This window comes from Desertihabitans aurantiacus (assembly GCF_003344635.1).
GTDB classification, from domain to species: domain Bacteria; phylum Actinomycetota; class Actinomycetes; order Propionibacteriales; family Propionibacteriaceae; genus Desertihabitans; species Desertihabitans aurantiacus.
In genome coordinates, this window is the sequence record NZ_QPKK01000012.1 from 22,499 (window position 1) to 34,613 (window position 12,115).

Consider the following 12,115-nt stretch of genomic DNA (forward strand, 5'->3'; position numbering starts at 1 on the left):
CCGGGGCCGACCCCGGCGGGGTCGGCGGACCGGTGCGGCCGCCCGGAGTACTCGGCCCGGGGTCCTCGCCCGACACGGCGATCACCGGCCCGACCGGACCGGGCGCTCGTCCGCCCAGGCGGCGAGGATGGCGTCCTTGAGGTCGAACATCGCCTTCTTCTCCTCCGGCTCGGCGTGGTCGTGGCCGAGCAGGTGCAGCAGCCCGTGCACCAGCAGGTACTCCGCCTCCTCCTCGGCGGTGCGGCCGTGCTCGGCGGCCTGCCGGCTGGTCACCGACGGGCAGAGCACGATGTCGCCGAGCAGCCCCTCCGGCGGGTCCTCGTCGTCGGCCGGGGCGCGCAGCTCGTCCATCGGGAAGGAGAGGACGTCGGTCGGGCCGGGCTCGCCCATGAACCGCTCGTGGTAGGCCGACATCGTCTCCTCGTCGACCAGCAGGATGCTCAGCTCGGCCAGCGGATGTATCCGCAGCCGGTCCAGGGCGAAGGTCGCCAGCGCCACCAGCGCCTCGGTGTCGGCCGGCTGGCCGGACTCGTTGTTGAGCTCGACGGTCACCGCTCGCTCCGCTCGACCGTCACCGATGACCCCGACGCCGACCGGAGCGCTGGTCCTGCTCACCCAGCAGCGACTCGAACTTGTCGTAGGCGGCGACGATCTTGCCGACCAGCGCGTTGCGCACGACGTCGTGGTTGGTGAGCTGGCAGAACGCGATGTCCTCCACGCCCTCGAGCACCCCCTGCACGGCGCGCAGACCGCTGCGGGTGCCGCCGGGGAGGTCGACCTGGGTGATGTCGCCGGTGACGACCATCTTGGCCCCGAAGCCGAGCCGGGTGAGGAACATCTTCATCTGCTCCATCGAGGTGTTCTGGGCCTCGTCGAGGATGATGAAGGCGTCGTTGAGGGTGCGCCCGCGCATGTAGGCCAGCGGGGCCACCTCGATCGTCCCCGACGTCAGCAGCCGCGGGATCGAGTCGGGGTCGACCATGTCGTGCAGCGCGTCGTAGAGCGGGCGCAGGTAGGGGTCGATCTTGTCGTTCAGCGTGCCCGGCAGGAAGCCCAGGTTCTCCCCCGCCTCCACCGCGGGCCGGGTGAGGATGATCCGGTTGACGTCCTTGCGCTGCAGCGCCTGCACGGCCTTGGCCATCGCCAGGTAGGTCTTGCCGGTACCGGCCGGGCCGATGCCGAAGACCACCGTGTGCTTGTCGATGGCGTCGACGTAGCGCTTCTGGTTGAGGGTCTTGGGCCGGATCGTCTTGCCGCGGTTGGACAGGATGTTCTGGGTCAGCACCTCCGCCGGGCTGGTGCCGGACTGCTCGGCCATCATCGAGACCAGCCGCTCCACCGTGTCCGGGGCGAGCCCCTGGCCGGTGCGCAGCACGGTGATCATCTCGGTCAGCACGTCCGCGCCCTGGCTGATCGCCTCCGGGTCGCCGGTGAGTGTCACCTCGTTGCCGCGGACGTGGATGTCGGCGTCCAGCCGGCGCTCGAGGATGCGGAGGAACTCGTCCTGCGGGCCGAGCACGTTGACCATGTCGATGGAGGTCGGGACGGTGATCCGGCGGACGCCGGTGGGCGCCCCCTCGGCGTCTCGGTGCGCGTTCCCCGTCGTCGCGCCCTGTGGTGTCGTCAGGATCGTCCTCCGTGGCCTGGCGCCGGCGGCCCCTCGGCCACCCGGCAGCTCGTGTCTGGTGCGCGCACCACTCTACGCCGCGCCCCCGTCCACGCCCACCGGCTTGTGGACCCCGTCCGGCACCGGCCCGCTGGCTAGGATCCGCGGCCATGACCAGCGAGGCGCACAGGTGCGGCCGGTGACCGCGGCGGTGTTCGTCTTCCTGCTCGTCTTCGGATCGCTGATCATGGACCAGCAGACCCAGCTGTCCTGGACCGGCCTGGAGGCCACCTCCCACGTGCCCCACCTCGGCAGCGTCTCCCTGGAGCTGGTCAAGGTGTCGCTGTTCCTGGCCGCCTTCTCCGGGCTGTACTTCACCGTCAGCGCGGTCACCGACGAGACCTACCGCCAAGCAGTTCTTCTCCGTCGTCACCGACGAGCTGGAGCGGGCGGTTCACCGGGCGCTGCGCGCCGAGCGCCTCGCGCCCGAGGACGTCTGACCCCCGGCGGTGGATCCCCAGCACCGCGGTCTTGACGTCGGGTCCGCCTTCCTGTTTCGTATTAGCCACCCGGCCGGGAGGAGGTGGCGACGATGCGCAGGCCGAGTCAGCGAGACATCGCACGGCGGGCCAACGTCTCCCAGACGGCCGTCTCCCTCGTGCTCAACGGCAAGGCGGCCGAGCACAGCATCTCCGCCACCACCGAGGCCCGGATCCGCCAGGCGATGGCCGAGCTCAGCTACGTCCCCGACGCCGCCGCCCGCTCCCTGCGCGGTGGGCGCAGCGACCTCATCGGGGTGCACACCTTCGAACCCGTCTTCCCGGTCGGGCCCGACGACTACTTCCACGAGTTCCTGGTCGGCATCGAGGAGCGGGCGGTCGAGCTCGGCCGCGACCTGGTGCTGTTCGCCTCCACCCAGCGCCCCGACGGGCGTCGCAGCATCTACGGCAACGGCTCGAACCGGCTGCGACTGGCCGACGGCACGGTGGTCATCGGACTGGACCGCGACGACGACGAGCTGCGCCGGCTGAGCGCCGAGCAGTACCCCTTCGTCGTGCTGGGCCGGCGGGACTCCCTGCCCGGCGTCGCCTCGGTCGGCGTGGACTACGTCTCGGGGGTCACCCGCGTGGTCGGGATGCTCGCCGCCGCGGGCCACCGCGAGATCGCCTACCTGCGCGGGGTGAAGCACGAGACCCCGCAACGCGACCGCCGCACCGCCTACACCGACGCCCTCTCCGCCCTCGGGGCGTCCCCCCGCTGGTACGACATCGCCCGGCTCGGGCGCGACCATGGCCCGGCGCGCTGGCGGGCCGACGGTGCCACGGCCGTGCTGGTCGAGGCGGCCGAGGACGCCGCCGCCGTGCAGGCCCGCGCCGACGCCGTCGGGGTGATGCTGCCCGCCCAGCTGTCGGTCGTCTGCCTGGACGGGGTCAGCGACCCGGCGGCCACGCACTGGAGCCAGCTGCGGATCCCCAAGCGCGCCGTGGGTGCCCGCACCCTGAGCGTCCTCGCCGACATCCTGGACGGCCGGCTGCCGGCCGACCACCAGGAGCTGCACCCCTGCGAGGAGCGGGTGGTGCCGACCACGATCAGCGCCCCACTCGGCGACTGACCCCCACCTCCGACGCACCGCTGGCCCGGTCGTCCACTAATACGAAACACCAATCGAAACAAGGGAGTTCCGATGAGTTCGTCGTCCAGCCGTGGAGCAGCCCGGCGGCTGCTCGCCCTGGCCCTCGCAGGCCCCGTCCTCGCCCTGTCGGCATGCGGTCTGGGTGGTCCCCCGACCGCCGACCCGGCCGAGAGCGGTGGCGATGGCACCCACCTGACGGTGTGGTTCCCCGGCACCAACGCCACCGAGATCGAGCTGGTCACCGAGACGATCGTGCCCCGCTTCGAGGCCGAGACCGGGGCCACGGTCGACGTCACCTTCCTGGACTGGCCCGACATGTCGACCAAGCTCAACGCCGCCTACGCGGCGAGCACCGCCCCCGACGTCTTCGGCCACGGTCCCGCGGCGGTGGCCGACTTCGTCGCCAACGAGCGCCTGACCGACCTGGGGCCCTTCCTGGAGCAGCTGGACGCCGCCGACCGGGAGGACATGGCCGCCGCGCTGCCCGGTGGGCAGGTCGACGGCACCCAGTACCTGATGCCGCTGTCGCTGCAGGCCAGCCTGCTGGTCTACGACGCCGACGCCTTCACCGAGGCCGGGCTCGACCCCGACCAGCCGCCGGCCACCTGGGTGGAGGCCAAGGAGGTGGCCCGCGAGCTCACCGAGCGGGACGGCGACCGGATCACCCGGGCCGGCCTGCTGCTGCCCAGTCACCCGATCGGTCTGCAGCAGAGCTTCGCCACCCTGCTCTACGCCGACGGCGGCAGCCAGATCAGCCCGGACGGCACCCACGCCACCTTCGCCTCCCCCGAGGGCACCGAGGTGCTCGACTACATCACCGACGCCTACTCCGGCGAGCAGGCGGTGGCCGGCTCGCTCGGCCAGGACCTCAGCACCCTGCCGCCCGCGCAGCAGCCGCTGGTCTCCGGCGACGCCGCCATGATGATCGCCACCGCGCCCCAGGTGCAGCAGATGATGGCCGCCGACCCCGACCTCGACCTGCGCGTCGCGCCCGCGATGAGCTTCGACGGCAGCACCGCACCGGCCGCCTTCGGCGGGGCCGGCCCGGGCCTGATGATCAACGCCGACAGCCCCGAGCAGGAGCTCGCCTGGGAGTTCATCAGCTACCTGGTCTCACCGGAGGTGTCGGTCGAGTACACCGAGGGCATCGGCGCCATCCCGATGCGGGCCTCGGCGGCCAGCTCGGCCTACGTCTCGGAGTCGCCCGTGCTGCAGGCCTTCCTCGCCGCCGCACCGGCCATGGTGCCCAACCCCAACGTCGCCGGCTGGGTGCAGGTGCGCGACACGATGGCCCGGCACCTGGAGCAGGCCGCCAACCGCAAGGTCCCGGCCGAGGAGGCGCTCAGCCGGGCCGCGGCCGAGGTGGACGACGTGCTCGGCAGGGCCGGCTGACGTGTCGACCCTCGAGCAGACCGCGGTCCGGGTCCCGGCCGCGCCCGCCCCGGGGGCCGCGGAGCCGCGCCGCCGCCGCCGGCTGCGTCCCACCCAGTGGATCGGCGTCCTCTTCGTCCTCCCGGCCAGCCTCTACGTCGTCGTCTACCAGCTGGTGCCGGTCGTCTACGGGCTGGTGCTCAGCTTCACCGAGTACAGCCCGCTCAGCCGCTCCGGACCGGAGTGGGTCGGCGTCGCGAACTACTTCGCGCTGGTCGGCGACGAGGACTTCGGCCGTGCGCTGGCCGTCACCGGGCAGTACGTGCTGATGGTGCTGCCGCCCACCGTGGCGATCGCGCTCGGTCTGGCCGTCCTGGCGAACCGGCCCTTCCGCGGGATCGGCTTCTTCCGCTCCGCGCTCTACGTGCCGCACATCGTCTCGCTCACCACCGTCGCGGTGGTCTGGCTGTGGATGTACTCGCCGAACGGGCTGTTCAACGAGGCGCTCACCGGTCTCGGCCTGCCACCACAGTCGTGGTTGCTGGAGGAGGACACCGCGATGCCGGCCGTGGCCGCGATGCGGGTCTGGAAGGCCCTCGGCAGCAACATGGTGCTGCTGCTCGCCGGTCTGCAGTCGATCCCCAGGGAGCTGTACGAGGCGGCCAGCACCGACGGGGCCGGCGCCTGGCGACGATTCCGCCACATCACCCTGCCGGGGCTGCGGCCGATCCTCACCTACGTGGTCGCGATGGACATCATCTACCTGGCCCAGGGGTTCGCCGAGCTGTTCATCCTCACCGGCGGCGGACCACTGGCCAGCACCACCACGGTCAACTACCTCATCTACACCGAGGCGTTCCAGTACAACAGCTTCGGCAGCGCCTCGGCGATGGCCTTCGTGCTGTTCGGCTTCATCGCGGCCTTCTCCTTCCTCTCCATCCGCGGGATCGCCGGGAGGAGGTCGTGAGCGCCCCCGTCGCCGCCGCGGCGCCCGCACGGGGCCCGGGCTGGCGCGGGGCCGTCCGCGGCGGCTGGCCCACCCGGCTGGTGCTGCTCTCCGCCACCCTGCTCGTGCTGGTGCCCTTCGCCTGGATGGTCAGCATCTCCTTCACCCCCGAGGAGCAGGCCTTCTCGTCGGTGTCGCTGCTGCCGGCGCAGCCCACGGCGCTCAACTACGGCCACGCCGTCACCGACGCCAACCTCGGCCGGGCCATGCTCAACTCGCTGGTGGTCACCGTGGTGCCGGTGCTGACCAACTGCCTGGCCGCCGTGGCAGCCGGCTACGCCTTCGCCCTGCTGCCCTTCCGGGGCAGCACCGCGCTGTTCTACCTGCTGCTGTCCACCGCCGCCATCCCGGGATCGGTCACCCTGATCCCGCTGTTCCTCATGGCCAAGGGGTTCCCGCTGGCCGGCGGGAACGACCTGGCCGGCTACGGCGGGACGGGGCTGCTGGACAGCCTGCCGGGGCTGATGCTGCCGCACCTGGTCATGACGATGAACATCTTCCTGGCCCGGCAGTACTTCACCACCGCCAACCCGGACCTGGCCGAGGCGGCCCGGGTGGACGGCGCCGGTGAGCTGCGGATCTTCACCGCCATCTACCTGCCGCTGTCCCGACCGATCGTCGCGGTGATCGCCATCTTCACCTTCACCGGCGTCTGGGACGACTTCCTGTGGCCGCTGGTCATCACCCAGTCGCCGCAGGTGCAGACCGTCCAGCTGGCGCTGGCGCAGTTCCTGGCCACCGGCACGGTCCGCTACGGGACGTTGATGGCCGGTGCCGTGCTGGCCACCGTGCCGGTGCTGGTCATCTTCCTGCTCAACCAGCGCCACTTCGTCTCCGGACTCGCCGACGGCTCCGTCAAGGGCTGAGCCCGCTCCCGTCCCACCGATCCCCAACGAGAGGAACCCATGTCCACCCCTGCCAACGGCGCCACTCCGACCTCCCCCACCCGCCCGACCGACGTGCTCACCGCCGACCTGGTGGTGGTCGGCGGCGGCCTGGGCGGCGTCGCCGCGGCGCTCACCGCGGCGCGTCTCGGGCGCCGGGTTGTGCTCACCGAGCGCTCGCCCTGGCTCGGCGGCCAGCTCACCACCCAGGGCGTCCCGCCCGACGAGCACGCCTGGATCGAGACCCCCGCCGCCTCGCCGAGCTACGTCGAGCTGCGCGAGGGCGTCCGGGAGCACTACCGGCGCCACTACCCGTTGAGCGACGAGGCGGCGGCCGACCAGCAGCTCAACCCCGGTGCGGGTTTCGTCTCCCGGCTCTGCCACGAGCCCCGGATCGGCGCCCTGGTGCTGGAGGAGATGGTCTCGCCGCTGCTGGCCTCGGGACGTCTGACCTGGCTGCGCGAGCACGAGCCGGTGGGCGCCACCCACGAGGGCGGGCAGATCAGCTCGGTCGTCGTCCGCGACCGTCGCACCGGCGTCGAGCGCCGGCTGGTCGGCACCCTGGTGGCCGACGCCACCGAGCTCGGCGACCTGCTCCCGCTGGCCGACGTTGAGCATGTGATCGGGGCCGAGGCGCGGGCCGAGCACGGCGAGCTGCACGCCCCCGAGGTGGCCGACCCGCTGGACCAGCAGGCGATCTCCTGGTGCTGCGCGCTGGAGTGGGCACCGGGCCAGGACAACACCGTCCCCCGGCCGGAGCGCTACGACTACTTCGCCACCCAGGTGGCGCCGTTCTGGCCCGGCCCGCAGCTCTCCTTCGACGACGTCGAACCGATCTCGCTGGCCCGTCGCACCCGTCCGGTGTTCGACGGCGACCCGGCCGAGGCCCCCACCAGCCTGGCCAAGGACCTGTGGCACTACCGGCGGATCCTGGCCCGTCGGCACCTGCGCCCGGACTTCCCCGGCGGAGAGGTCACCCTGGTCAACTGGCCGCAGGTCGACTACTGGGAGGCACCGCTGCTCGGGGTCTCCCCGCAGCAGCACCGCGAGGCGCTCGAGGACGCCCGCCAGCTGACCCTGTCCTTCGTGCACTGGCTGCAGACGGCGGCCCCCCGCGGCGACGGCGGCACCGGCTACCCCGAGCTGCGGCTGCGCGGGGACGTCCTGGGCACCGCCGACGGGCTGGCGATGGAGCCCTACATCCGCGAGTCGCGCCGGATCAGGGCGCTGTTCACCGTGCACGAGGGCCACATCGGCAAGGAGATGCGCGGCGAGCGCACCGGCTCGGAGCTGTTCGAGGACTCCGTCGGCACCGGCTACTACCGGATCGACCTGCACCCCTCGACCGCAGGACGCACCTACGTCGACATCGACTGCTTTCCCTTCCAGATCCCGCTCGGTGCGCTGATCCCCCGCGACGTCACGAACCTGCTGGCGGCGAACAAGAACATCGGCACCACCCACATCACCAACGGCGCCTACCGTCTGCACCCGGTGGAGTGGTCGATCGGCGAGGCCGTCGGGGCGCTGTCGGCGCTCTGCGCCGAGCGGGGGGTCCGGCCGGCCGACGTGCACGCCGACCCGAGCCTGCGCGGGGAGCTGCAGCGGCTGCTGTCGACCGACCTCGGGGTGACCCTGGCCTGGCCCGAGCCGGTCCGGCGCAACCTGCCCGAGCTGGACGCCCCGATCGCCGCCGTCGGCGCCCACTCCGGCTGACGGGCGTCGCCGGGGGCGGAGCGCCTGGCCGTCAGCGGTCGGCGGCGGTCAGGCGCTCCTCGGTGGTGGGGTCGAAGCAGTGCACGGTGGCCCGCTCGGCCCCGAGCACCACCCGGTCCCCCACCGTCAGCTCGCTGAACCCGGGGACGCGGACCACGAACAGCGCGCTGCCCAGGTCCACGATGACGTCGGAGACGGTGCCCAGTGGCTCGACCACCTTCACCTCAACCGAGGCGTCCTCGCCGTCGGCGGCCCGCCGGGCTCGCTCAGTCGGCGCTGAGCTCGGCGGACTCGCTGGGCCGCCACTGCTCCACCTTCGGCACCAGGTCGGCGATCGAGTCGACGATCCAGGTGGGCCGGTAGGGGAACCGGCGGACGTCCTCGCGCCGGGTCGAGCCGGTGAGCACCAGGGCGGTGCGCAGCCCGGCCTCCAGCCCGGAGACGATGTCGGTGTCCATCCGGTCCCCCACCATGATCGTGGTCTCGGAGTGGGCGTCGATCCGGTTGAGCGAGGAGCGCATCATCAGCGGGTTCGGCTTGCCCACGTAGTAGGGCTCGACCTGCGTGGCCCGGGTGATCAGCGCGGCGACCGAGCCGGTGGCCGGCAGCGGCCCCTCCTTCGAGGGCCCGGTCGCGTCGGGGTTGGTGGCGATGAACTTCGCTCCGCCCGCCACGAGCCGGATCGCCCGGGTGATGGCCTCGAAGGAGTAGGTGCGGGTCTCCCCCAGCACCACGTACTCGGGGTCGGCGTCGGTGAGCACGAACCCCGCCTCGTGCAGCGCCGAGGTGAGCCCGGCCTCCCCGATCACGTAGGCCGTGCGCTCGGTGGCCTGCTCGGCCAGGAACGCCGCCGTCGCCAGCGCGGACGTCCACAGGTTCTCCTCGGGCAGGTCGATGCCGGAGGCGCTGAGCCGGGCCTGCAGGTCGCGGGCGGTGTAGATCGAGTTGTTGGTGAGCACCAGGAACCGCCGCGAGGTGCGCTGCAGCTCGGCGATGAAGTCGGCGGCGCCGGGGATGGCGTGCTGCTCGTGCACCAGCACGCCATCCATGTCGGTCAACCAGCAGGCGGCCACCTCCTGCTCGGGACGGGCCGCCTGCTCCTCGACCACCACCGCTCAGACCTCGGGGTCGTCCGGCAGCGTGACGACGTCGTCGTCCTCGACCACGTGCACGGCGGCCTCCTCGGCGCCGGCGGCGGCGTTGTCGATGCCGACGTCGGTGGCGAGCAGCTCGTCCTCGGAGTCCTCCACGCCCATCCCCTCACCGCCGGAGGTGGCGGTCAGCCGGCCGGCGCGCTCGTCGCCGACCTGGGAGTCGTCCAGCACGTCGAGCTCGGGCTCGATGATGTCCTCGTCGGTGGTGTCGGAGTCGATCGTCTGCGGCAGCGGCTCCTCGTCCTCGACGCCGACGTCGGGCTCCTCCTGGGCCATGCGCATGTCGAGGGTCTCGCCCTCGCGCTGCTCCTGGACGGTGTTGCCGTAGCCCTCGGCGGCCGACCACTTGTCCGGGGCCACCCAGCCCTGGTCGAGCGGGTCGGAGCCGGGCTTCTCGCCCTCGAGGGTGCGGTGGAACTCGCCCTGGTCCAGCTGCTCCGACTCGTCCGGGGCGTCCTCGTTGTACTGGCTCATGGCTTCTCCTCCCTGGCGGCGGCCGTCGGGTGACGTCCGCTCGTCATGTTCTCGTCCGGGTGGCGCGAGCAGCTCGCGACCACCTGTTGTTCCCCACCGAACCACATCAGCAAACCACTACGCTTCCCAGCCGTGCCACGACCCGCCCCGACCGAGGAGCCGAGCCCGTCCCGCCGCCCCGCCGCGCCGGCCCGGGGCAACTACGACCTCGTGGTCGCGCTGTTCGTCGGGCTGCTGCTGATCTCCAACATCGGGGCGACCAAGCTCATCCAGCTCGGCCCCGAGGTCGCGGTCGGCGGCTACCCGGTGCTGCCGGTCATCACCGACGGCGGCGCGTTCCTCTTCCCGCTCACCTACGTGCTCGGCGACGTGCTGGCCGAGGTGTACGGGTGGCGGCGGGCCCGGCGGGCGATCGTCGTCGGTTTCGTGCTGGCCGCGCTGATGTCGCTGACGTTCTGGGTGGTGGCCGCGATGCCTCCGGCCAGCGACTGGGCGCTGCAGGAGGCCTGGGCCAGCGTGCTCGGGTTCGTGCCGCGGATCGTGGTGGCCAGCCTGTGCGGCTACCTGGCCGGACAGCTGCTCAACGCCCTGGTGCTGGTGCGGCTGAAGCGCCGCACCGGCGGACGCCGGCTGTGGCTGCGGCTGCTCGGCTCGACCGTGGTCGGCGAGCTGGTCGACACCGTCGTCTTCTGCTCCCTGGCCTTCGGCTCTCCGGGGAGCTGGCTGGGCGGCGACTCCATCCCGCTGGCCAGCCTGGTCAACTACGTCGTCACCGGCTTCGTCTACAAGGTGCTGGTGGAGGTCGTGCTGCTCCCGGTCACCTACCTGGTGATCCGGTACGTCCGCGCGCGTGAGCCCGAGCCCGCCGACCCGGGCTGACCGCCGGAGCGCGATGTCAATATCATTGACAGGTTGTCCAATGTGTTGACATGGCTGAGAGAACGGGTCTAGTTTCCTCAGCAGACCCGGAGGGCCCCCGCTTTCCGGACGGTCCCGGCCCCAGCCCCGCACCAGGAAGGCCCTCCCGCATGGCACCCACCCCCACCCCGCGCCGTCGGCGCCGGCTCGGCCTCGGGCTGCTCGCCGGCGCCGCGACGCTCGCCCTGGCCACCTCGCTGACCCCCGCCGCGGCCGAGCCCGACGCCACCGCCGCCGAGGAGGCGCTGGCCGCCTCCGAGGGCATCAGCGTCGCCGAGGCGCGTCAGCAGTTCCAGCGCGAGGCCGAGCTCAGCCGCACGTCGGAGGAGGTCGTCGCCGACCTCGACGAGCAGGAGCAGGCGGGCAGCTACATCGAGGGCGAGCAGCTGGTCGTCGCCGTCACGGACGAGGCGGCCGCGGAGAAGGTGCGGGCCAGCGGGGCCGAGGCCCGGGTCGTGCAGCGCAGCCAGGCCGACCTCGACGAGACGATGAGCGCCGTGGAGGCCGTCGCCGCCCCGGGCCTGGTGAGCTGGGGCGTCGACCCGAAGGCCAACCGCGTGGTCGTCGAGGTCGCGGCCGACGCCGACGACGCGGCCACCGAGCGCGCCGTCGCCGAGGCCGAGGCCGCCGGTGCCGAGGTGGTCGAGGTCGAGGGCCGCACCGAGACCACGGTCGGCATGGTGGGCGGTGAGCAGTACGAGTTCCGCGCCGACGGCGGCACCTACGTCTGCTCGGTCGGCTTCACCGCCACCGACGCCGGCGGACGTCCGGCGATGGTCTCGGCCGGCCACTGCGCCGAGGGTGCGAGCAACTTCACCTTCAAGGGCACCGCGATGGGCACGCCGATCGGGGTGAGCTTCCCCGGGGACGACTACACCGCGTTCGCGCTGGCCGCCGGCGTCACCCCCAGCGCCGCGGTGAGCACCTACGACGGGTCGGCCACCCCCGTCGCCGGCTCGAGCGAGGCCGCCGTGGGTGCGGCCATCTGCAAGAGCGGACGCACCACCGCCTGGACGTGCGGCACCATCCAGCGCAAGAACGTCACGGTCAACTACGGCGGCTCCGACACCGTCGGCGGACTGACCCAGCACAGCGCCTGCACCGAGGGCGGCGACTCCGGGGGCGCGAACGTGTCGGGCCAGCAGGCCCAGGCGGTCACCAGCGGCGGACGCCTCTACGGCACCAGCGGGGTGTGCGGGGAGAAGGTCGGCCAGCCGACCGTCTCCTTCTCCCAGCCGGTGAACGAGATCCTCACCACCTACGACCTGGACCTGCTCACCAGCTGAGCGGTCCCTGCCCACCCCCGCGGACGTGCCGTCCGGCCCCCAGGCCGGACGGCACGTCCGTCTCCCG

Annotated in this window: 12 protein-coding genes and 1 pseudogene; 8 read left to right on the forward strand and 5 right to left on the reverse strand. The window is 72.5% G+C overall.

Annotated elements, in window-relative coordinates:
• Positions 1-81: 81 nt before the first annotated feature.
• The gene (ybeY, locus tag DVA66_RS02510; RefSeq protein ID WP_114558626.1) at positions 82-552 is read right to left on the reverse strand and encodes an rRNA maturation RNase YbeY; all 471 of its coding nucleotides are present in this window, start codon (positions 550-552) and stop codon (positions 82-84) included.
• 19 nt (positions 553-571) lie between these two features.
• The gene (locus DVA66_RS02515) at positions 572-1,528 is read right to left on the reverse strand and encodes a PhoH family protein (protein WP_114558627.1); all 957 of its coding nucleotides are present in this window, start codon (positions 1,526-1,528) and stop codon (positions 572-574) included.
• A 277-nt stretch (positions 1,529-1,805) separates the two neighbouring features.
• Here DVA66_RS02515 and DVA66_RS02520 point away from each other — a divergent pair, with 277 nt between their 5' ends.
• The 6 genes from DVA66_RS02520 (at position 1,806) to DVA66_RS02545 (ending at position 8,216) form a co-directional block, all read left to right on the forward strand.
• Positions 1,806-2,141: a hypothetical protein gene (locus DVA66_RS02520; protein WP_198671413.1), complete on the forward strand. Its 336-nt coding sequence runs from the start codon at positions 1,806-1,808 to the stop codon at positions 2,139-2,141.
• A gap of 57 nt (positions 2,142-2,198) precedes the next feature.
• Positions 2,199-3,218, forward strand: a complete 1,020-nt coding sequence (locus DVA66_RS02525; protein WP_114558628.1) for a LacI family DNA-binding transcriptional regulator — start codon at positions 2,199-2,201, stop codon at positions 3,216-3,218.
• 72 nt (positions 3,219-3,290) lie between these two features.
• Entirely contained in the window at positions 3,291-4,631 is a 1,341-nt protein-coding gene (locus DVA66_RS02530) for an ABC transporter substrate-binding protein (protein WP_114558629.1), read from the forward strand.
• Position 4,632: 1 nt separating this feature from the next.
• Positions 4,633-5,577, forward strand: coding sequence for a carbohydrate ABC transporter permease (locus tag DVA66_RS02535; protein WP_114558630.1), 945 nt, complete (start codon positions 4,633-4,635; stop codon positions 5,575-5,577).
• Positions 5,574-6,482: a carbohydrate ABC transporter permease gene (locus tag DVA66_RS02540; RefSeq protein WP_114558631.1), complete on the forward strand. Its 909-nt coding sequence runs from the start codon at positions 5,574-5,576 to the stop codon at positions 6,480-6,482. The genes DVA66_RS02535 and DVA66_RS02540 overlap by 4 nt, the downstream gene beginning before the upstream one ends.
• Before the next feature lie 39 nt (positions 6,483-6,521).
• On the forward strand, positions 6,522-8,216 hold the full coding sequence (locus DVA66_RS02545) for an FAD-dependent oxidoreductase (RefSeq protein ID WP_114558632.1): 1,695 nt from the start codon (positions 6,522-6,524) through the stop codon (positions 8,214-8,216).
• A 31-nt stretch (positions 8,217-8,247) separates the two neighbouring features.
• On the opposite strand, the pseudogene DVA66_RS02550 reads toward DVA66_RS02545, so the two are convergent.
• From DVA66_RS02550 to DVA66_RS02560, 3 genes and pseudogenes are all read right to left on the reverse strand, one after another.
• A pseudogene (locus tag DVA66_RS02550) lies at positions 8,248-8,460 on the reverse strand (TOBE domain-containing protein); the annotation flags it as partial.
• Between the two features lie 22 nt (positions 8,461-8,482).
• Positions 8,483-9,265, reverse strand: a complete 783-nt coding sequence (locus DVA66_RS02555; protein WP_114558637.1) for an HAD-IIA family hydrolase — start codon at positions 9,263-9,265, stop codon at positions 8,483-8,485.
• A gap of 66 nt (positions 9,266-9,331) precedes the next feature.
• Positions 9,332-9,844, reverse strand: a complete 513-nt coding sequence (locus DVA66_RS02560) for a DUF5709 domain-containing protein (RefSeq protein ID WP_114558634.1) — start codon at positions 9,842-9,844, stop codon at positions 9,332-9,334.
• A 132-nt stretch (positions 9,845-9,976) separates the two neighbouring features.
• Here DVA66_RS02560 and DVA66_RS02565 point away from each other — a divergent pair, with 132 nt between their 5' ends.
• Entirely contained in the window at positions 9,977-10,723 is a 747-nt protein-coding gene (locus tag DVA66_RS02565) for a queuosine precursor transporter (RefSeq protein ID WP_232821710.1), read from the forward strand.
• A 149-nt stretch (positions 10,724-10,872) separates the two neighbouring features.
• On the forward strand, positions 10,873-12,048 hold the full coding sequence (locus tag DVA66_RS02570; protein WP_114558636.1) for a S1 family peptidase: 1,176 nt from the start codon (positions 10,873-10,875) through the stop codon (positions 12,046-12,048).
• The last annotated feature ends 67 nt before the right edge of the window (positions 12,049-12,115 follow it).

Coding starts and splice junctions, on each gene's coding strand:
- DVA66_RS02515 (WP_114558627.1), bottom strand. CDS start 1,528: ATGGTCAACGTGCTCGGCCCGCAGGACGAGTTCCTCCGCATCCTCGAG.
- DVA66_RS02525 (WP_114558628.1), top strand. CDS start 2,199: ATGCGCAGGCCGAGTCAGCGAGACATCGCACGGCGGGCCAACGTCTCC.
- DVA66_RS02530 (WP_114558629.1), top strand. CDS start 3,291: ATGAGTTCGTCGTCCAGCCGTGGAGCAGCCCGGCGGCTGCTCGCCCTG.
- DVA66_RS02545 (WP_114558632.1), top strand. CDS start 6,522: ATGTCCACCCCTGCCAACGGCGCCACTCCGACCTCCCCCACCCGCCCG.
- DVA66_RS02555 (WP_114558637.1), bottom strand. CDS start 9,265: ATGGATGGCGTGCTGGTGCACGAGCAGCACGCCATCCCCGGCGCCGCC.
- DVA66_RS02560 (WP_114558634.1), bottom strand. CDS start 9,844: ATGAGCCAGTACAACGAGGACGCCCCGGACGAGTCGGAGCAGCTGGAC.
- DVA66_RS02570 (WP_114558636.1), top strand. CDS start 10,873: ATGGCACCCACCCCCACCCCGCGCCGTCGGCGCCGGCTCGGCCTCGGG.